Genomic DNA, 18,827 nt, shown 5'->3' with positions numbered 1-18,827 from the left:
CCCTCAGGCCGCATCCCGGCGCGCCGCGCCCCGATACTGCGCCAGCAACGCCTCGCGCCGCATCGCCGCTGCCGCCATGCTGGCCTCCTTGACGTGGCCGTAGCCGCGGATATCGTCCGGGAGTGCCGCCAGGGCCAGCGCGGTGTCGATGTTGTCCGCGCTCAGCGAGGCGGCGAACTCTTCGACCAGCGCCAGGTAGTCGCTGACCAGCGCACGTTCCGCGCGCCGTTCCGCAGTCTTGCCGAACACGTCAAGCGCGGTGCCACGCAAGCCCTTCAGGCGCGCCAGCAGGCGGAATGCCGTCATGGTGCGCGGGCCGAAGCGGCGCTTGAGCAGCCGGCCCTTGTCGTCGGCCTTGGCCAGCAGCGGCGGTGCCAGCCAGAAACTGAGCTGGTAGTCGCGGCCGGGCTCGCCTTCGAACTGCGCGCGCAGCTTGTCGAGGAAGGCGGGATCGGTGTACAGGCGCGCCACCTCGTACTCGTCCTTGTAGGCCATCAGCTTGGCCAGGTTGCGGGCCACGGACTCGGTCAGCGGCAGCTTGCGGTCGATGCCCAGCTGCTGCTCCGCGGCGCGGATGCGCGCGACGGCGTCGCGGTAGCGCGCCGCGTAGGCGGCGTTCTGGTAATCGGCCAGCATCGCCTCGCGCTTGCGGATCAGCGAGTCGAGCGTCTGCGGCATCGCCACCACCTGCGCGCTGGCGGCGGCCGGCGCATTCGGCAACAGCGCCCTCACCGCGGCCTCGCCGTGGTGGGCGAGGTAACGGCCCCATTCGAAGGCGAGGCGGTTCTTCTCGACCGACACGCCGTTGAGCTCGATCGCGCGCACCAGGCTGGCGTGCTGCAGCGGGATCCAGCCCTTCTGCCAGGCATAGCCCAGCAGCAGCGGGTTGGAGTAGATGGCGTCGGCCAGCAGGGTCACCGCCCAGGCGCTGGCGTCGAAGAAGGCGCAGGCCTCGCCCACGCTGGCGCGCAGGTCCTGCTCGGCGCTGGCACCGGGGAACTTCCATTTCGGGTTCTTGATGAACTCCGCGGTTGGGGTGTTCGCGCTGTTGACCACGGCGGCGGTCAGACCGTGCCGGACCTTGGACAGCACTTCGGCCGAGGCCGAGACGATGGCGTCGCCGCCGATCACCAGGCGCGCCTCGCCAGTGGCAATGCGGGTCGCGTGCAGGTGTTCCGGGGCCGGCGCGATCTGCACGTGGCTGATCACCGCCCCGCCCTTCTGCGCCAGGCCGGCCATGTCGAGCACGGTCACGCCCTTGCGCTCCAGGTGCGAGGCCATGCCCAGCAGCCCGCCGATGGTGACCACGCCGGTGCCGCCGACGCCGGTGACCAGCACGCCGTACGGCCGCTCCAGCGCAGGTAGCCGCGGCTGCGGCAGCGCCGCGAAGTCGGCGCCGCTGCCCTTGCCAGCCGCGGCCGCGGGCTTGCGCACCTGCGCGCCCTCGGCCGTGACGAAACTGGGGCAGAAGCCATTGACGCAGGAGAAGTCCTTGTTGCACGACGACTGGTTGATCCGGCGCTTGGTGCCCAGCTCGGTTTCCAGCGGCTCCACTGACAGGCAGTTGGACTTGGCCGAGCAGTCGCCGCAGCCTTCGCAGACCGCGTCGTTGATAAAGGCGCGCTTGGCCGGGTCCGGATACGTGCCGCGCTTGCGGCGGCGGCGCTTCTCGGTGGCGCAGGTCTGGTCGTAGATCAGGATGGTGACGCCTTCGGTGTCGCGCAGCTCCAGCTGCACGGCATCGAGCTGGTCGCGATGGAGCACCGCCACGCCGGACGGCAGCATCGCGCCATCGCCGTACTTGGCGGGCTCATCGGTGACCACCACCAGCTTCTTCGCGCCCTCGGCCAAGACCTGCTGGGCGATCTGCGGCACGGTCAGCACGCCGTCGATGGGCTGCCCGCCGGTCATCGCCACCGCGTCGTTGAACAGGATCTTGTAGGTGATGTTGGCCCGGGCCGCGATCGACGCGCGGATCGCCAGCAGCCCGGAGTGGAAGTACGTGCCGTCGCCCAGGTTGGCGAACACGTGCTTGTCGTCGGTGAAGTGCATCTGCCCGGTCCACGCCACCCCTTCGCCGCCCATCTGGCTGAAGGTTTCGGTATTGCGGTCCATCCACAAGGTCATGTAGTGGCAGCCAATGCCGGCCAGCGCGCGCGAGCCTTCCGGCACACGGGTCGAGGTGTTGTGCGGGCAGCCCGAGCAGAACCACGGCTTGCGCTCCACCGCGATGCGCGGCTGCGCCGCTTCGCGCTCCTTGGCCTCGATCAGCGCCACGCGCGCGGCAATGCGCGCGCGCACCTCGTCGGGCAGGTCGAAGCGCTCCAGCCGCCGGGCGATCGCCTTGGCGATCAGCGCCGGCGACAGCTCGTAGTGCGCCGGCAGCAGCCAGTCGCCGCGCGGCACGGACCATTCGCCGCCGTCGTTGCCGCGCTGGTCGAACTTGCCGAACACCTTGGGCCGCACATCTTCGCGCCAGTTGTACAGCTCTTCCTTGAGCGCGTATTCCAGGATCTGGCGCTTCTCTTCCACCACCAGGATTTCTTCCAGGCCGGTGGCGAATTCACGGGCCCCGTGCGCCTCCAGCGGCCACACGCAGCCTACCTTGTAGACGCGAATGCCGATGCGGGCGCAGGTGTCGTCATCCAGCCCCAGGTCGGCCAGCGCCTGGCGCACGTCCAGGTATGCCTTGCCGGCGGTCATGATGCCGAAGCGCGCATTGGGCGAATCGAGCACCACGCGGTTCAGCCGGTTGGCACGCACGTAGGCCAGCGCCGCATACCACTTGTGGTCCAGCAGCCGCGCTTCCTGCTCCAGCGGGGAATCGGGCCAGCGGATATTCAGGCCGCCCGCCGGCATGGCAAAGTCCTGCGGCAGCACCACCTGCACGCGGTCCGGGTCGATCTCGACCGAGGCGGTCGACTCGACCACGTCGGTGACGCACTTCATCGCCACCCACAGGCCCGAGTAGCGGCTCATGGCCCAGCCATGCAGGCCGTAGTCCAGGTATTCCTGCACGTTGGCGGGATACAGCACCGGAATGCCCGCCGCCTGCAGCACGTGCTCGGACTGGTGGGCCACAGTGGAGGACTTGGCGGCATGATCGTCGCCGGCCAGCAGCAGCACGCCGCCATGGCGCGACGAGCCGGCCGAATTGGCGTGCTTGAGCACGTCGATGGAGCGGTCGACGCCCGGCCCCTTGCCATACCACATCGAGAACACGCCGTCGCGCTTCGCGCCGGGGAACAGGTTGACCTGCTGGCTGCCCCATACCGCGGTGGCGGCAAGGTCTTCGTTGACGCCGGGCTGGAACACCACATCGCTGGCCGCGAGATGCTGCTTGGCCTTCCACAGTGCCTGGTCCACGCCGCCCAGCGGCGAGCCGCGGTAGCCCGAGATAAAGCCGGCGGTGTTGAGCCCGGCGGCGCGGTCGCGCGCCTTCTGCAGCATCGGCAGGCGCACCAGCGCCTGCACGCCGCTCAGGTAGACGCGGCCCTTCTCCAGGGTGTACTTGTCGTCCAGGCTCGCGCTGGCCAGGGCTTCGAGCAAGGCGGGATTGAGCGGTGCATTCACGATGTGGGTCTCCGGTGCTTTGTTCTGGGTGCTTTTTTTGCTGTCCGGAGCAGTGTAGAAACCGCCGCGGTCATCGTAAAATCATCAATTCCCACACCTGATATCTGGAAAACGGATACCTAGGAGACACCATGTTCAAGGCACGCGAAGGCTCGGAAAGACTGGCCAAGGAAGTCACGCTGCGGCAGTTCCGGTATTTCGTCGCGGCGGCGGAAACCGGGCAATTCTCGATGGCGGCGACCGCCGAGCACGTGTCGCAGTCCGCCGTCACCAACGCCGTGCTGGCGCTGGAACAGCGCCTTGGCGTGCGCCTGTTCGAGCGCCGTCCGCACGGCGTGACGCTGACGGCCGAGGGCCACCTGTTCTTCCAGCACGCGCGCCAGATCCTGGATTCGGTCGAGGATGCGCTGCGTGAGCCGCGTTTCCAGGTGCACGGGCTGCAGGGCAGCGTGCGGCTGGCGGCGTCCTACACCGTGCTGGGCTATTTCCTGCCGGGATTGCTGGCGCGCTTCCGCACCAACTATCCGGATATCGAACTGGACCTGCTGGACATGGACCGCCCCGACATCGAGCGCGCCGTGCTGGCGGGGGAGATCGAGTTCGGCATCGCGCTGCTGTCCAACCTGGAAAAGCCCCAGCGCTTCCAGCGCCATACGCTGATGCGGTCGCGGCGCCAGCTATGGACCTCGGCCAGCCACCCGCTGCTGGAAGTGGAGCGGCCTTCGCTGCGCGATATCGCGGCGTATCCGTATCTGCTCATTACCGTCGACGAGGCCGAGGAATCTACCCTGCGCTACTGGCGCAGCCACCGGCTCGCCCCCAACATCGCCTTCCGCACCGGCTCGATGGAAGCGCTGCGCGGTCTGGTGGCGCATGGCTTCGGCGTCACCGTGCTGTCCGACATGGTGTATCGGCCCTGGTCGCTGGAAGGCAGGCAGATCGAAGCCCGGCCGATTGCCAATGCGGTGCCCGACATGGAGGTTGGCATGCTGTGGCAGCCCGGACGCAAGCTGGGCAAGCCGGCCGATGCGCTGCGCGAATTCCTGATCCACGCTTGCGGCAGCTGAAGCGCGCAAGCGTTAGGCGGGCCGGCTTGCCCCGGCCCGGAGCCTTTAGTTCAGCGTGGCGCCAGCCTGCTTGACGATGCGCGCATGCTTGTCCAGTTCGTTCCTGAAGAACGGCACAGCCGCGTCGGCGCCGGTGCCCGTCACCACCAGCCCTTGCGCGGACAGTTGCTCCTGCACCTCGCGTTCGCGCAGCGTGGCCTGGATTTTCGCCTGCAGGTCCTGCACACCCGGCTTCGGCATGCCCGCGGGTCCGACGATCGCCAGCCACGCATCGAAGCTGTAGCGCGGCACACCCGATTCCGCCAGCGTTGGCACCTCGGGCAGCGCCGGCACCCGCTGCGCGGTGGACACGGCGATGGCCCGCAGCTTGCCCGCCTTGATCAGCGGCAGCACCGCCTGCACGGTGAGGAAGCCCATCTGCACCTGGCCGCCGACCAGGTCGGTGGTGTAGTTGCCGGCGCCCTTGTAAGGCACGTGGCGGATGTCCACCCTGGCCTCGCTGGCCAGGAGCTGGCCGGCCAGGTGCAGCACCGTGCCGTTGCCGGACGAGCCGTAGTTCAGTTCGCCCGGCTTCGACTTCAGCAGCGCGAGCAGTTCCCGGGTGTTGTGCGCGCTTACCGCGGGATTGACCACCAGCACCAGCGGCAACGTGCCGATCACGGTGATCGGCGTGATGTCCTGCAGCGCGTCATACGGCAGGTTCTTGTAGATAAACGGATTGATGACGTGATTCGACGAGATCAGACCCAGCGTCGAGCCGTCTTTTGGCGCGCGCACGATTTGCTGGGTGCCCGGCACGCCGCCGGCACCGGCGATATTCTCGACCACCACCGACTGGCCCAGCTGCTTGCCCAGCGGCTGGCTCAGCGCGCGGGCCACGGCATCGGCCTGTGAGCCGGGCTGGGTCGGCACGATCAGCCTGAGCGGCTTGCCGTCCTGCGCATGGGCAGGAACGGCCTGGCCGCCAAGCATTGCCAGCGTGGTCAGGGCCGCAAGCGCCTTGCACGCCTGTCGAAACAGCGAGGTCTGCATGGTTTGTCTCCGTGGGGTCGAATCGACCGTGAATTGCACCGTGGACGGTGACTTTGGCACGGAGTGTAGGGTTGCGACGCCGCGGTGGCCGAGTGCTAATCCGCTGGACCGGGTATCTCAGCCCGGCATAGCGTCGGTTCCCGCCTTTGGCTGCAGCGCCTCGATCATCGCGGCAATCGCCCGCAGCCGCGGCTGCTTGTATGGCGCATAGATGCGCAACTGGCGCTGGCGCCACGGTTCATCCAGCGGCACGCGCACAAAGCGCCGCGTTCCGGCATAGGCAGCGCCGGCACTGGCCGGCAGCACGGCGATGCCCAGTCCCGCCTCCACCATGCGGCAGGCCGCTTCGAAACTGGAGACCGCCACGCCCTGGTTGAACGGCAGCCGCAGGTTGGCCGCCTGCTCGCGCAGGTCCTGGTCGAGCGCGCCGCCCGGCTGCACCACCACCAGCGGATGCTCCAGTACCTCGGCATAGCGCATACGCTTGCGCCGGGCCAGCGCATGCGACGAGGGCACCACCACATTGAGCGGATCGCTGCCAAAGGCCCACGATTCCAGCCCGCCCGGCGTCTTGGCCGCGACGCCGATGCCGACGTCGGCGCGGTCATCGAGGCAGGCACGTAGCGTTTCCGCCGTCGAGCGCTCGTACAGCGCGATCTCGACCAGCGGATGCGCCGCCTTGAACGCATGCAGGCGCTCTGGCAGGAAGCCGATGATCGCCGACGGGCTGGCCGACACCCGCACCACGCCGGCGACCCGGTCGCCCAGGTCCTGCACCTCGCGCGCAAAGCTGGCGATGTCCTCGTTCAGCTTGCGCCCCAGTTCCAGCGCGCGGGCGCCGGCATCGGTCAGCACCACGCCGGCGGGCGAGCGCACGAACAGCACCACTCCCAGGCTGCGTTCCAGCTCCGCGATGCGCCGGCTCAGCGCCGACTGGGCAATATGCTCGGTTTCGGCGGCGCGCTTGATCGAGCCTTCGCGGGCCGCGGCCAGGAACAGCTGGATGTTGACGGGATCGATGCGGTGCATGGGTCAGTCGCCCGTATGGGCAGGCCGGAATGTCGCCCGATACTAACCTTGGCGCGCACCCTGCGCGTGACCCCAGCGCATGACCCATGGGTTTACCCTGATATGTCTGGCGCAGATAGCCGCGATGCCGCATCAGCGCTTCGCGAGCGCGCGCCATGGCGGTAGAGTCCCGCCGAAATGCCATCGGAGACCTGCATGAGCGCCATCGCGGCCACGGCCCGCATCCTGTTCCTCGCCGATTCCGCGTCGGCCATGACGGCACAACTGCAGGGCCAGCGGATGACGCTGGCCACCGCCGGCGCGCTGCGCGACGACGTTTCCACGGACGAGATCACGCCGGTGCCGATCCTGACGCACTATGACGACGCGCTCGGCCGCTTTCCCTATACCGGCTACAAGGTCGAAGGTGTGTGCCCGGTCCCGCCCGGCGCGATCCGCGATGGCGGCTTCGCCGTGACCGTCGCCGGCAACCGCTACGGCAAGGGCTCGTCGCGCGAGCATAGTCCGGCGGCGGAGAAGCTGGCCGGCATCCGCCTGGTCATCGCCCGCAGCTTCGAGCGCATCTATCGCCAGAATGCCGACAACATCGGCCTGTTCACCTCTACCGACTTCAGCCTGCTCAGCCGGCTGGAGCAAGGCGAGTCGATCGACGCCGACAAGCTGGTAACCGGACGCGACGCCATTGCCGCCGCCATCCTGCGGCATGGCGGCCTGCTCAGGTTCGGCCAGGCGTACCTGAGCAACGTCGAACCCGCGCCCTCCGGCCACGCCAGCGGCCCACAGACCCTGTTCGAGAAAATCGTGGAACGCCATCTGCTCGCAACGCCGGTGACGCCGGAGCGCCCGGTCGCGGGCGACGGCATTTTTGTGCGGGCCGACTGGCGCTTTATCCATGAGTACTACACCGGCATGTGCGCCCACATGCTGCACGCGGCGTTCGGCAAGCCGCTGCAGCTCAGGGATGCGGACCGCATCGTGGTGTTCGAGGACCACACCTCCTATGTCAGCGAAAGCCCGGCCCACGTGCGCGGCGGGCTGGTCGACAACGTCGCCCGCATGTGCGCGGCGCAACGCGACTTCGTGCGCGACTACCAGCTCCGGTGCCATCGCACGCTGACCGAGGACGAGTCCCGCGGCGCCGCGGTCGCGCGTGCGGCCGGCATCTCGCACGCCATGATGGCCGAGCGCTATGCGCTGCCCGGGCAAGTCGTGGTCGGCACCGATTCCCACACCCCGCACAGCGGCGCGCTGGGCTGCGTGGCGTTCGGCGTCGGCACCACCGACATGGCCAATGCCTTCGTCACCGGCGCGGTGCGCATGACGCTGCCGCAATGCCTGCTGGTGCGCCTGCACGGCGTGCTGGCACCGGGCGTCACGGCCAAGGACGTGGTGCTGCACCTGCTGGCCCGGGCCGACATCAAGGCCGGGGCCGGCGTCGGCAAGGTGTTCGAGTTCACCGGACCGGTGGTCGGCGCGATGTCGATCGACGAGCGCGCCACGCTGACCAATATGTGCGCCGAGCTGGGAGGCTTCACCGGCATCGTTGCGCCCGATGCCGAGACCGTGCGCTTCCTGAAGGAACGGCGCGGCATCGATTTCGAGATCGAGCCCTGGATGCGCAGCGACGACGGCGCCGCGTTCGGCGCCACCCTCGACATCGACTGCGGCACGCTCGAACCCATGGTGGCCCGCCCCGGCGATCCGGGCAACGGCATGCCGCTCGCCGCACTGACACAGCGGGTGGCCGTGGACATTGCCTACGGTGGCTCCTGCACGGCCGGCAAGCGCGAGGACTTCGACCGGTACCACGAGGTGCTGCACTGGGCCGTGCAGCGCGGCCTGCGCCTTGCGCCGCAGGTCACGCTCTACCTGCAGTTCGGTACCACCGATGTGCGCGACTATTGCATCCGCCAGGGCTACATGGAGACGTTCCAGGCCATCGGTGCGCGCATCCTCCAGCCGTCGTGCGGAGCCTGCGCCAACTGCGGCCCGGGGTCGTCGGAGCGGCCGGAGCAGGTAACGGTCAGCTCGATCAACCGCAACTTTCCCGGGCGCTCGGGTCCGGGGCAGGTCTGGCTGGCGAGCCCGCTAACGGTGGCGGCCAGTGCGATATGCGGGGAACTGGTGTCGTTCGAGGAGCTCCAGCGGCGCTACCGCGATGGCGCGGCGTAGGCATCAGCCTGATGCGCCGGCACCGCTGCCGGCATCAGCCACCCGGACCCGCCTTCGCATAGTCCATGCCGAAGTCCGCCAGGCAGTGCAGGTTCTGCGACCGGATCGCGTCCGTCATGAAGTCGACGAACACGCGGATGCGCGACGGCAGGTGCTGCCGGCTCAGGTAGCAGAGATAATGGCCGCGATCGTCCGGCGCATGCCGGCCCAGCGCGGTGACCAGCGCGCCGCGGGCGATCGGCTCGCACACCTGATAGCCTGCCATCTGCGCCAGGCCCAGCCCGTCCAGCACCGCCGCGAGCACCAGATCCGGATCGTTGAAGGTCAGCCTGCCGGCAGGCAGCAGCTTGCGCAGGTGGCCGTCCACCTTGAACTCCCATTCCAGCACGCGCGCGCCGCCGACCCGGGTATGGATGCATTGATGCCGGACAAGATCGTCCAGCGTCAGCGGCAAGCCGTGCCGCGCGGCATACGCCGGCGACGCGCACACCGCCATCTGCATCGGGATCAGTTGCCTGGCGATGGTGCTGGAATCCTCGATACGCCCGTTGCGGAACGCCACGTCGATCTTCTCCGCCGCGAAGTCCAGCGGGCGGTCGTCCAGCAGCAGGTCAAGCGAGATCTCCGGATAGGCCGCCGAGAACCGCGTCAGCAGCGGTGCCACCACCTTGCGCCCGAAGCCGGTGGCCGCGCTGATGCGCAGCAGGCCGCGGGGCGGCCCCTGGCGCAGCGCGAGCATGTCGTTCATGGCTTCGACGATTTGCGCCACGCCCTGGTGGCAGTTCTCGAAGAAGCGCTCGCCCTCGCGCGTCAGCCGGGTGGAACGCGTGGTGCGCAGGAACAGCCGTGTGCTCAGTTGCGTTTCCAGCTTCTGCACATTGCGGCTGACCGCGGAGCGGCCGATGCCGAGCCGCTCGCCCGCCCTGGAGAAGCTGCCTTCGGTGGCCACCGCCATGAAGGCGATGATGCCGGCATAGCTGGCTGCGAAGCTGGCGGACAAGCCGTCGGCGCGGTCGGGGGCGCGGTCGGGCACGCCCTCGCGCCGGCCGTGCTGCTGCCCCCGTTGCAACTGGCCGGATCTGCCCATGTCCGGGCCGGCGCGCCTGGCGGGGGACGCCGGACGGAGATCGGGAACGACGATGTCCATGTCAATGCCTTTCGGCGCAATGCCAGGGTTCGGGTCCACGCTGCGCGGCGCATGACCATGCCGGGATCTTACTGAGCCGCCACGGGCCGGGTAAATGCCAGATGCCCCTCGATTTCTGCCAGCCGGCCGCTGCAGCACGCAACAATGCAGACATGGCGATGCGCCAGACCCAGGCCGCAGCCGCTTCGTGGCGCAGGCGTCGCACGCGCCGCGACAGCGGCCGTCGCGCCTTGCCGCGGATCGCGCGCCTGGCATAACATCGACCGACTTTCGCGATCCTTGCCATGGCCCGTTCCGCATCTGCGCCCGCCGCACACGACTCTGCCCTGCCGTTCGACCACCACCCGCGGGGCCTGCTGTTCGTCGCCTTTCCCGGCATGAGCGTGCTTGACCTCACCGGGCCGCAAACCGCGTTCTGGGCGGCGTCGCGCTACGCGCGCGAACGCGGCCTGGCCGGCTACCGCATTTACCTGGCCAGCGAGCATGGCGGCCTGACCGCCTCGGCCGAAGGCACGTCCGTGGATACTTTGCCGCTTGATGCCATCGACCTGCGGCGCATCGACACCATCGTCCTGCCCGGCGCGCCCGAGATGATCACGCTGCTGGACAGCGCCGCGTCCCTGGTCGCCTGGCTGCGGCAGGCCGCCGTCCAGGTGCCCCGCGTCGCCTCGGTCTGCAGCGGCGCCTTCCTGCTGGCGCAGGCGGGCCTGCTCGACGGCAAGCGCGCGGCTACCCACTGGGCCATGCATGCGGCGTTCCGCGCGCGCTTTCCCGCGGTCACGCTGGACCAGGACGCCATCTTCGTGCGCCAGGATCGGATCTGGACCTCGGCCGGTGTGACCACCGGCATCGACATGGCGCTGGCGCTGGTCGAAGCGGACTATGGCCACGACATCTCGCTGAGCGCGGCGCGGGAACTGGCGGTGTTCATCAAGCGCCCCGGGGGCCAGCCCCAGCTCAGCGAAATGCTGCTGACGCAGAGCCGGCAGGTGCCGTTGTTCGAGGCCCTTCATCTCTGGATCGTCGAGAACCTGTCGCGGGAGACCCTGTCGGTGGAGCAGCTTGCCGAGCAGGCCGGCATGAGCCCGCGCAACTTTGCACGGGTGTACAAGCAGCAGACCGGCCGCACGCCGGCCAAGGGGGTGGAGCATTTCCGGCTGGAAGCCGCGCGGCGGCTGCTGCAGGACCCGCACCGGCCGGTCGACCAGATCGCCAGGCAATGTGGCTTCGGCAGCGAGGAACGGTTGCGCCTGGCCTTCCAGCGCCACCTGGGCGTCTCGCCCAGCGCGTACCGCGCCGGGGTCATCGGCTGACGGCGCGTGGTCCGCCCGGCCACGCGATTGGTGCGGGACGGGAAACACCGCGCATCCGCCGGCGGCGCTACCGCGCCGCGCCTCGTTCACCTAGCATGGGACATGGGTTGCCTGCCCACTCCTTCCAACCGAACCGAGGTGCATGATGAAGATCGTTGTGATTGGCGGTACCGGGCTGATCGGCAGCAAGGTCGTGTCCCGCCTTGCCGCGCAGGGCCACGAGGTGGTGGCGGCATCGCCCAGGACCGGCGTCGACACGCTGACCGGCGCCGGCCTCGACCAGGCGCTGAAGGGCGCGAAGGTGGTCGTGGACGTGGCCAATTCGCCGTCGTTCGCCGACGATGCCGTCCTGCATTTCTTCGAGACCTCGGGCCGCAATCTGGCGGCGGCGGAAAAGGCTGCCGGCGTCGCGCACCATGTGGCGCTGTCGGTGGTCGGCACGGACAAGCTCGCCCAGAGCGGCTACTTCCGCGGCAAGATCGCGCAGGAAGCCCTGATCCGCAACGCCGGCATCCCTTACACCATTGTCCGCGCCACGCAGTTCCTCGAGTTCATCGGCGGCATCGTGCAGTCGGGCGCCGACGGCGATACGGTCCGCCTGTCGTCCGCGTCGATCCAGCCGATTGCCTCCGACGATGTGGCCGAGGCCGTGGCCGATCATTCGCTTGCCGATCCCGCCAACGGCATCGTCGATATCGCCGGTCCGGAACGCTTTGCGCTGAGCGACCTGGCGCGACGCTATCTCGAAGCCACCGATGATCCGCGCACGGTGGTCGTCGACGCCACGGCCCGCTATTTCGGCGCCGAGCTGGACGACGGCACGCTGGTCCCCGACGGCCCCGCGCGGCTCGGCAAGATCCGCTTCGAGGCATGGCTGCGCCAGCGCCAGCAGCCGTCGGCATGACCACAGGGCGGGCCCATGGCAAACAAGGGGCTGCAAGCCCCTCCGCTGAGCCTGCTCGACAAGTACCGCGGGCCGGGCTTCGATCCGCTCTACACCACCACCGTCACCGTCACGGGCGGGGAAACCGGACACGGCCGCGCCTCCGGCGTGGCGCGCTCCGATGACGGCAACCTCGTCCTCGACCTGCGGCTGCCGGCCGCGCTGGGCGGCCCGGGCCACGGCACCAACCCGGAACAGTTGTTCGCCGCGGGCTATGCCGCCTGCTTCCACGGCGCGCTGTACCTGCTGGCCCGGCGCGCCCGCCTCCGTATCGACAACGCCAGCGTGGAAGTCAAGGTCGCCTTGGGCCGCGACCCGGTGGACGGCGCCTATGCGCTGGTCGCTGACGTGCGCGTCCGGATGCCGGGCGTGGCCCGGGCGCTGGCGGAAGAACTGGTGCGCAATACCGAGCGGTTCTGCCCCTATGTGAAGATGGCCAGGCAAGGCATTGCCAGCGTCGTGGCGGTGGTGGAATGACGCAGCTCGTCCGATACCTGCCGCCACGACGCGCCGGCAGTACCTTAGTCGGCAATCGCTTCCAGCGCCCTGCCGCGGGTTTCGATGCCGAACCGGAGCACGATTGCCGCCGCGGCAAGGAAACACAGCGCGCCCAGGCAGAACACGCCAGCTTGCCCCGCGACGGGCAGCACCAGGCCCACCAGCGTCGGCCCCAGCAGCGAGCCGATGCGCCCCACCGTCGAAGCCATGCCACAGCCAGAAGCGCGAGCGCGCGTGGGATAGAGCTCCGGGGTGTAGGTATAGAGCACCGCCCACATGCCGAACATAAAGAACTGCATCATGCCGCCGGAGAGGAATAGCGCCAACGGCTCCGACGCCGAACCAGCGACCCGGCCATAGATAAAGACCATGCAGGCCCCGCCGACCAGCGTCGCCACGCAGGCAGGCTTGCGTCCCCAGCGCTCCACCACCCACGCCGCCCAAAGGAAGCCCGGAATCCCGCCGATCGAGATATACACCGTGTACAACACGGACTTGGTCACATCCAGCCCCGATTGCTGCAGCAGCGCGCCGATCCACGTATTGAGGCCGTAGAACCCCAGCAGGGCAAAGAACCACAGCCCCCAGACAGTCAGGGTCCGGCTGCGGTACGCGCGCGACCACAGCACGCGCAATCCCGTTGCCTCCGGCTCCGCCGCCGCAGCCGCCGGAGTGACTTCCGGCAATGCATCAAGCTTCATCCGCCGCATCACCGACTGCTCGATACGTTCGACGATCCCTGCGGCTTCGGCATGGCGCCCCTGCGATTCCAGCCAGCGCGGAGACTCGGGCACGAAGCGCCGCACCACGATCAGGAAGAGCGCCGGCACCGCGCCAAGCAGGAACATCGTGCGCCAGGTATAGGCGCTCAGCACGTAGTACGACATCAGGCCAGCGCAGATGAACGCGATCGGCCAGTTGCCGTCCATCAATGCCAGGTACTTGCCGCGCTGCCGAGCCGGGATGAACTCCGACATCAGCGTCTGTGCCAGTGGCAGCTCCATGCCCATGCCGATGCCGAGCAAGAGCCGGTATGCGCCCAGTTCCATGGGGTTGCTCGCGGTCGAACAGAGATAGCTGCCCACGCCCCAGATGATCATGCTGACCTGGAACACGGGCTTGCGTCCGAACCTGTCGGCAAGCATTCCCGAACTGAGCGCGCCGAGGGCCATGCCGACAAAGCTGGCGCTTCCGAGCATGCCCGCTTGCGCAGCGGTCAAGCCGAACTCCGTGCGTATCGAACCCAGCAAATACGTCATCATGGCCAGGTCGAGATTGTCGAAGAAGAAGGCCAGCGCAATGATTGCAAACAGAAGGCGGTGATACCCGCATACGGGCAGCCGTTCCAGGCGGTCGCCGGTGCGCACGCGCATCAGCTCGAGAGGGGTGTGCTTCATCTTGTCTCCAGTCGTTCTAGTGCCAGTGCTCTATGGCACTGGCGCAAGCAATAACGCGTGGTTGCGCTATCGCTCGCTACTGTCGCTTGCGGCCACGTGCGCGACGCGCGCCGGAACGCCAAGGTCTGTCTCGCAGGCGCCAATGCATCGGAGGAGCTTGTGCCGAGCCACCGAGCACAAAAAAAGAGGTGCCGAAGCACCTCTTCATGTCATGCGATCGCGAGCCCTACTTCCCCCCAAACCGACGGGGATCGAACGCTTCCGGCGGCAGACCGGACAGCGTCGCACCGGACTGGAACGGATAGCGCAGGTACGGCGCGCGCGGCTGCCCTGGCGGCGAATACTGTCCGTCAGCGAGGATGCGCTTCTTCGCGCTCAACTCGCGGATCTCGCAGCGATAGGCCACGATCTGGCTGGCCGCGCCGTCCTCGATCGGCGAGTAGTCCTTCTCGGGCCGGAACTTGTCCAGCGCCTGGTACTGATGCGCGCGCACCTCCTCGGTACTGTCACGCAGCCGGACTTCACAGCGCGCGATGACGCTGAAATACTCGAGGCTGGTGTTCTGGCCCTTCGGCGCCTTCAGCAAGGCCACGGGCCGATCGATTTCGATCGTGACCAGCGGGTTCGCCCGGATCGCGGCGGCAAGCTTGCCGAACCTGGAACTGTGGATCAGGAACGCGTCGCCGGTGAAGGTAAAACTCTGCGCCGTGACATAGGGGTACGGTTCGTCATGCACCGCCACGCGGCAGATCAGCTCATCCTTCAGAAAGGCTTCGATGGCCGGCCAGTCGGTCCAGGCCAGGTCGGTCCTGCGCATCTCGCCGCGCAGGTAGGCGGGGGTTGAACTTGTCATGGTGTGGTCTGCTGGTTGGGTTCAAGAAGCCGCATTTGCGCGCGTTCCGGTCCTAGTCCGATGCCGCGCAGGGGCCGGCCGATGGCGTGCGCCAGCCATGCGAGCAGCGCTTCAAGCTGCGGGGGCAGCGGCGAGGCGGCATCCGTCGGTATGGAGCCGTGCGCAAACGCGGGAAATTGCAGCACGCGCTGGCTTGCGCTACCGGCCTCGCCAGCGACGATTACCGGAATGCAACGCTCGGGCGTATGGGAAAAGGCGGCCAGGCTGTCGCATTTGTTGAGATACACCTCGTCGACGCCGGCCTGCTGTATCGCGCGCTGCAGTTGCGCAACGTCAAGCAGGCCCACGCGCCGTGGCCGGCCGGTGCCGGTGCCGTACTCGTTCGCCAGCATCCGGATCGCCACGCCGGTCGAGAATGCATCCGCTTCGGCGAGCAACTTCAGCGGATCGTGGCTTGCCGCTTCGTCGGCGCGGCCGCGGCCCGCATGTGCCGCCGCGGCGCAATAGGCTTCGGAACGCTGCCCGCCCAGTTCGGTCGGCAGCGGGCCGTTGCCGACCCGGGAGACGATGGCCTTGGCCACGCCGATGGTCTTGCGGTGATAGCGGCACGGCAGATCTCCGCCTACGTAGGCATAGGCGGGGAGCGTGTGGCTGGACGTGACCCACGGCTGGACGCCATGCACCACATCCAGCATCACCGACTGCGCGCCCTCGAACAGTACCCTTGCACCGGCCTCGACGCGCCGCAACAGCGCGACAGCATCATTCGTCACGAACGGCCGAACCACCCTCCACGCGTGGCGCATGCCGTCCACCATCGCCGCTATGGCTTCGTCATCGTCGTCGGCCTGCGATGCCAGCCGGGTCATCAGTTCGAATACCCGGCCCTCGTCACACCACAGGTCGCGCAACTGGAACGCAACACGCTCAGCGCCCCGCATCCGGGCCGCCAGATCGGCGTAGCACGGACCGATGCCGTTGCCGGTGGTGCCGATCCGTGCGCCATCGCGGCGGTCCGCCAGCACATGCCGCGGCTGAACCAGCGGACACCTGTCGCTGATTGTCAGCCGTCCCTCCAGGCTGATACCTTGGGCCGCCAGCATCGCAATCTCGGATGCCAGCTGCTGCAACCCAACCACGCAACCCGAGCCGATGTAAAGCGCAACGCCAGGGTGCAGCACGCCAGAAGGCACTTGCCGCAGCCGCAGCGCACCGGAGGGCGTGGCGATGGTATGTCCGGCGTTGGCCCCGCCATTGAAACGCGCAATCACGTCATACCCGGCAGCGAGGTGATCAACGATTCGGGCCTTGCCCTCGTCGCCAAATTGCAGGCCCACCAGGACGTCGGCATAGCCGGTCTTTGTCGCGGCGCCCATCGCCTAGGCGTCCAGTGCAAAGGTTGCCTCGATCTCAACCGGGGCACCGAACGGAAGGCTCGCCACGCCGAGCGCAAGGCGGGCGTGGCGCCCGCGCTCGGCAAAAATCCGGTTGAGAAGCTCCGACGCGGCGTTGATCACCAGCGGCGCATCGTTGAAACCCGGATCCGCTGCAACGTAGCCGCCTACCCGCACGATGCCCCGGATCCGTTCGAAATCGCCATCGACCGCGGCGGCCACCCAGCCCAGCAGGTTAGCCAGGCAAAGCCGAGCCGCCGCCTGCGCTGCCTCGACGCTGACCGCACCGGGCACCTTGCCGACAAACACGGGCTTGCCGTCCTGCAGCGGCAGCTGTCCCGATATCGTCAGCAAGCCACGGTGCAGCGTGTACGGGACATATAGTGCCTTGGGCATTGCGGCGGCAGGCAGGACGATGCCCGCTGCTTGGATACGATCCATCACTGACATACTCACTCCTCGACTTGGACAAATGCCGACGGAGCAAGCACGGTGCTGGCCATCCGGCGGCACCTAGACTGTGCCGCAGGGCCCAGGCCTCGATTCGCGCCTTGACGCCAGCTGATGTCGCGCAGATGCCAACCGGCAGCCTGAGGCCTACTCGCCGCTCCGGTCGCGGAAATACTCGGTGGGGGTCATGCCAAGCGCTCGTCTGAACATGGCGCTGAATGCGCTTGGACTCTCGTATCCAAGCTGAAGGGCGATGTCCGTGACATGGCAACCCTCGGCAAGCAGGCGAACCGCGGCCATCAGCCGCGCCTGCTGCTTCCAGCGGCTATACGTCATCCCCGTTTCTTCCGGAAACAGACGGATGATGGTCCGTTCGCTGGCGCCAACCGAGCGGCTCCACGTCTGGACCGAGGTCTCGTCCGAGGGATCGTCGAGGATCTTCGCGCAGATCTTGCCCAGGCGTGGGTCCCTTGGCATTGGCAGATGCAGCGGGACCACCGACAGCGGACGCAACTCCTGCAGCAAAAGCTGCACCACCAGGCCGTCGCGGCTGCCTTCGTCATAGGCCAGCGGCATGCGCACGGCGGCCGAGATCAGCTCGCGCAGCAGCGGCGGCACCGCGACCACGCAACAGCCGTGCAACTCGCCCGGTACGGCATCTTCGCGAACGTAGACGGTGCGCATCTCCACGTCGCCGCACGCCTGCATGGCGTGCTTGACGTTGCAAGGCACCCAGACGGCGCGCTGGGGCGGCACGACCCACGAACCGAAGTCCGTGGTGACCAGGATAGCCCCGACATAGGCATAGATCAGCTGCGCGCGCGGATGCGAATGCGGGGCGATATAGAACCCATCCTTCAGCTTGCGCGCCATGCCGCCGACCGGTTGCGCTATCGCCTGGTAGTCATCGCGGTTTTCGCTTTTTCCGAACATGGCGTCTTTGCGATAGTGGTTGTCATCCCGCGGCGCGCGCTGCTAAACGCGGATACGTATCTTTGGCCGGACGCGACAAGCGTCGCAACGACCCAATGGAATCGAAGCATCGATCCCAAACGTCTGGAGCCAAATCTAATGTCAGTGTATCGAAACTTCAACCAGGAACAACTGGACCAGCAGTACAACGTCAGGGCTGGAATCCCCGGGTTCCAGGACATCTTCAAGCGATGGGCCGACACCAGCGCCACGTTCCGTCGGAACCATCTGGTCAAGCCGGATCTTGCGTATGGCGCACACGCTTTGCAGGCGCTAGACTTCTTCCCGGCAGCCACCCCAAATCGCCCTCTGCTGGTCTTCATTCATGGCGGCTACTGGCAATCGCTGGACAAGTCCGACTTCAGCTTCGTTGCCGCGCCCTACCTGCAGCGCGATATCAACGTCGCGGTGGTGAACTACCGCCTGGCTCCGGATGTGGGCATGGCCGAGATTGTCCGCGACAATCAGGAAGCGGTGGCCTGGCTCTACCGGCATGCCAACGACCTGGGATTCGATCCGGATCGCATCGTCTTGTCCGGCCACTCAGCCGGCGGCCATCTCACCGCCACGCTGGCGGCAACGGACTGGCCTGCCTTCGGCGTACCGGCGGATATCCTCAAGGGAGGTTGCGCGATCAGCGGCTTGTATGACCTGGAGCCGATCCGGCTGTGCTACCTCAACCAGGTGGTTGGGCTGACTGAAGCGGACGTTGCCCGCTACAGTCCGATCCATCATGTCCCGAAAGCCAAACTGCCCATGATCCTGACCGTCGGCGGCGATGAATCCCCGGAGTATCACCGGCTGCAGCGCGAATATCATGCACTGCTCGGCGAATGCGGCTTCGACGTGCAGGTGGTGGTGCAGCAGCGCGGTCACCATTTCGACGCCGTCGACCTGCTGGGCGAGGCCGATGGTGCCCTGGCCAGCGCTGTATTGCGCATGATCGGGCGCGCCTGAGACATCGGCGGCGAGATCGCGGCGTATATC

Annotated in this window: 16 protein-coding genes; 6 read left to right on the top strand and 10 right to left on the bottom strand. The window is 67.7% G+C overall.

Annotation, left to right across the window (positions count from 1 at the left end; translation table 11 throughout):
* Nucleotides 1-3: 3 nt before the first annotated feature.
* A complete protein-coding gene (locus tag RALTA_RS19875; RefSeq protein ID WP_012355696.1) occupies nt 4-3,573 on the bottom strand; it encodes an indolepyruvate ferredoxin oxidoreductase family protein in 3,570 nt (1,189 codons plus the stop codon).
* A gap of 131 nt (nt 3,574-3,704) precedes the next feature.
* Between RALTA_RS19875 and RALTA_RS19870 the strand changes: the two genes are divergently transcribed.
* Nucleotides 3,705-4,640, top strand: a complete 936-nt coding sequence (locus tag RALTA_RS19870) for a LysR substrate-binding domain-containing protein (RefSeq protein ID WP_012355695.1) — start codon at nt 3,705-3,707, stop codon at nt 4,638-4,640.
* Nucleotides 4,641-4,685: 45 nt separating this feature from the next.
* Here the strand turns inward: RALTA_RS19870 and RALTA_RS19865 are convergent, their stop codons facing one another.
* Both RALTA_RS19865 and RALTA_RS19860 read right to left on the bottom strand, forming a co-directional pair.
* On the bottom strand, nt 4,686-5,672 hold the full coding sequence (locus RALTA_RS19865; protein ID WP_025581680.1) for a Bug family tripartite tricarboxylate transporter substrate binding protein: 987 nt from the start codon (nt 5,670-5,672) through the stop codon (nt 4,686-4,688).
* Nucleotides 5,673-5,789: 117 nt separating this feature from the next.
* A complete protein-coding gene (locus RALTA_RS19860; protein ID WP_012355693.1) occupies nt 5,790-6,701 on the bottom strand; it encodes a LysR family transcriptional regulator in 912 nt (303 codons plus the stop codon).
* 195 nt (nt 6,702-6,896) lie between these two features.
* On the opposite strand from RALTA_RS19860, the gene RALTA_RS19855 reads away from it, so the two are divergent.
* Nucleotides 6,897-8,873 carry an aconitase family protein gene (locus tag RALTA_RS19855; protein ID WP_157877200.1) on the top strand — a complete coding sequence of 659 codons (1,977 nt, stop codon included), beginning with the start codon at nt 6,897-6,899 and terminating at the stop codon, nt 8,871-8,873.
* A 34-nt stretch (nt 8,874-8,907) separates the two neighbouring features.
* Here RALTA_RS19855 and RALTA_RS19850 read toward each other — a convergent pair whose 3' ends face one another.
* Complete coding sequence (locus tag RALTA_RS19850; RefSeq protein ID WP_407637540.1) at nt 8,908-9,960, bottom strand: LysR family transcriptional regulator; 1,053 nt, start codon at nt 9,958-9,960, stop codon at nt 8,908-8,910.
* A gap of 61 nt (nt 9,961-10,021) precedes the next feature.
* The gene (locus RALTA_RS30340; protein WP_157877198.1) at nt 10,022-10,306 is read right to left on the bottom strand and encodes a hypothetical protein; all 285 of its coding nucleotides are present in this window, start codon (nt 10,304-10,306) and stop codon (nt 10,022-10,024) included.
* Here RALTA_RS30340 and RALTA_RS19845 point away from each other — a divergent pair.
* The 3 genes from RALTA_RS19845 (at nt 10,305) to RALTA_RS19835 (ending at nt 12,753) form a co-directional block, all read left to right on the top strand.
* Nucleotides 10,305-11,333: a GlxA family transcriptional regulator gene (locus RALTA_RS19845; RefSeq protein ID WP_012355689.1), complete on the top strand. Its 1,029-nt coding sequence runs from the start codon at nt 10,305-10,307 to the stop codon at nt 11,331-11,333. The genes RALTA_RS30340 and RALTA_RS19845 overlap by 2 nt on opposite strands.
* Nucleotides 11,334-11,478: 145 nt before the next feature.
* Complete coding sequence (locus RALTA_RS19840) at nt 11,479-12,237, top strand: SDR family oxidoreductase (protein ID WP_041232725.1); 759 nt, start codon at nt 11,479-11,481, stop codon at nt 12,235-12,237.
* A gap of 15 nt (nt 12,238-12,252) precedes the next feature.
* Nucleotides 12,253-12,753, top strand: coding sequence for an Ohr family peroxiredoxin (locus RALTA_RS19835; protein ID WP_012355687.1), 501 nt, complete (start codon nt 12,253-12,255; stop codon nt 12,751-12,753).
* A gap of 44 nt (nt 12,754-12,797) precedes the next feature.
* Here the strand turns inward: RALTA_RS19835 and RALTA_RS19830 are convergent, their stop codons facing one another.
* The 5 genes from RALTA_RS19830 to RALTA_RS19810 all read right to left on the bottom strand — a co-directional run bounded on the left by RALTA_RS19830 (nt 12,798) and on the right by RALTA_RS19810 (nt 17,801).
* Nucleotides 12,798-14,171 carry an MFS transporter gene (locus tag RALTA_RS19830; RefSeq protein WP_012355686.1) on the bottom strand — a complete coding sequence of 458 codons (1,374 nt, stop codon included), beginning with the start codon at nt 14,169-14,171 and terminating at the stop codon, nt 12,798-12,800.
* A gap of 226 nt (nt 14,172-14,397) precedes the next feature.
* Nucleotides 14,398-15,024: a pyridoxamine 5'-phosphate oxidase family protein gene (locus RALTA_RS19825; RefSeq protein WP_012355685.1), complete on the bottom strand. Its 627-nt coding sequence runs from the start codon at nt 15,022-15,024 to the stop codon at nt 14,398-14,400.
* Nucleotides 15,021-16,400, bottom strand: a complete 1,380-nt coding sequence (locus RALTA_RS19820; RefSeq protein ID WP_012355684.1) for an adenylosuccinate synthetase — start codon at nt 16,398-16,400, stop codon at nt 15,021-15,023. The genes RALTA_RS19825 and RALTA_RS19820 overlap by 4 nt, the downstream gene beginning before the upstream one ends.
* A gap of 3 nt (nt 16,401-16,403) precedes the next feature.
* Nucleotides 16,404-16,868 carry a RidA family protein gene (locus RALTA_RS19815; RefSeq protein ID WP_050976504.1) on the bottom strand — a complete coding sequence of 155 codons (465 nt, stop codon included), beginning with the start codon at nt 16,866-16,868 and terminating at the stop codon, nt 16,404-16,406.
* A 147-nt stretch (nt 16,869-17,015) separates the two neighbouring features.
* Entirely contained in the window at nt 17,016-17,801 is a 786-nt protein-coding gene (locus RALTA_RS19810; RefSeq protein ID WP_041232494.1) for an AraC family transcriptional regulator, read from the bottom strand.
* Nucleotides 17,802-17,939: 138 nt separating this feature from the next.
* Here RALTA_RS19810 and RALTA_RS19805 point away from each other — a divergent pair, with 138 nt between their 5' ends.
* Nucleotides 17,940-18,797 carry an alpha/beta hydrolase gene (locus RALTA_RS19805; RefSeq protein ID WP_012355681.1) on the top strand — a complete coding sequence of 286 codons (858 nt, stop codon included), beginning with the start codon at nt 17,940-17,942 and terminating at the stop codon, nt 18,795-18,797.
* Nucleotides 18,798-18,827: the final 30 nt, after the last annotated feature.

Origin of the sequence: Cupriavidus taiwanensis LMG 19424 (assembly GCF_000069785.1) — a bacterium.
Classification (GTDB): Bacteria; Pseudomonadota; Gammaproteobacteria; order Burkholderiales; family Burkholderiaceae; genus Cupriavidus; species Cupriavidus taiwanensis.
The sequence above is the reverse complement of the archived record's forward strand: the minus strand, read 5'-3'. Positions and strand labels throughout refer to the sequence as shown.

Coding starts and splice junctions, on each gene's coding strand:
- RALTA_RS19815 (WP_050976504.1), bottom strand. CDS start 16,868: ATGTCAGTGATGGATCGTATCCAAGCAGCGGGCATCGTCCTGCCTGCC.
- RALTA_RS19840 (WP_041232725.1), top strand. CDS start 11,479: ATGAAGATCGTTGTGATTGGCGGTACCGGGCTGATCGGCAGCAAGGTC.
- RALTA_RS19820 (WP_012355684.1), bottom strand. CDS start 16,400: ATGGGCGCCGCGACAAAGACCGGCTATGCCGACGTCCTGGTGGGCCTG.
- RALTA_RS19870 (WP_012355695.1), top strand. CDS start 3,705: ATGTTCAAGGCACGCGAAGGCTCGGAAAGACTGGCCAAGGAAGTCACG.
- RALTA_RS19830 (WP_012355686.1), bottom strand. CDS start 14,171: ATGAAGCACACCCCTCTCGAGCTGATGCGCGTGCGCACCGGCGACCGC.
- RALTA_RS30340 (WP_157877198.1), bottom strand. CDS start 10,306: ATGGCAAGGATCGCGAAAGTCGGTCGATGTTATGCCAGGCGCGCGATC.
- RALTA_RS19865 (WP_025581680.1), bottom strand. CDS start 5,672: ATGCAGACCTCGCTGTTTCGACAGGCGTGCAAGGCGCTTGCGGCCCTG.
- RALTA_RS19850 (WP_407637540.1), bottom strand. CDS start 9,960: ATGGGCAGATCCGGCCAGTTGCAACGGGGGCAGCAGCACGGCCGGCGC.
- RALTA_RS19860 (WP_012355693.1), bottom strand. CDS start 6,701: ATGCACCGCATCGATCCCGTCAACATCCAGCTGTTCCTGGCCGCGGCC.
- RALTA_RS19855 (WP_157877200.1), top strand. CDS start 6,897: ATGAGCGCCATCGCGGCCACGGCCCGCATCCTGTTCCTCGCCGATTCC.
- RALTA_RS19845 (WP_012355689.1), top strand. CDS start 10,305: ATGGCCCGTTCCGCATCTGCGCCCGCCGCACACGACTCTGCCCTGCCG.
- RALTA_RS19810 (WP_041232494.1), bottom strand. CDS start 17,801: ATGTTCGGAAAAAGCGAAAACCGCGATGACTACCAGGCGATAGCGCAA.
- RALTA_RS19835 (WP_012355687.1), top strand. CDS start 12,253: ATGGCAAACAAGGGGCTGCAAGCCCCTCCGCTGAGCCTGCTCGACAAG.
- RALTA_RS19805 (WP_012355681.1), top strand. CDS start 17,940: ATGTCAGTGTATCGAAACTTCAACCAGGAACAACTGGACCAGCAGTAC.
- RALTA_RS19825 (WP_012355685.1), bottom strand. CDS start 15,024: ATGACAAGTTCAACCCCCGCCTACCTGCGCGGCGAGATGCGCAGGACC.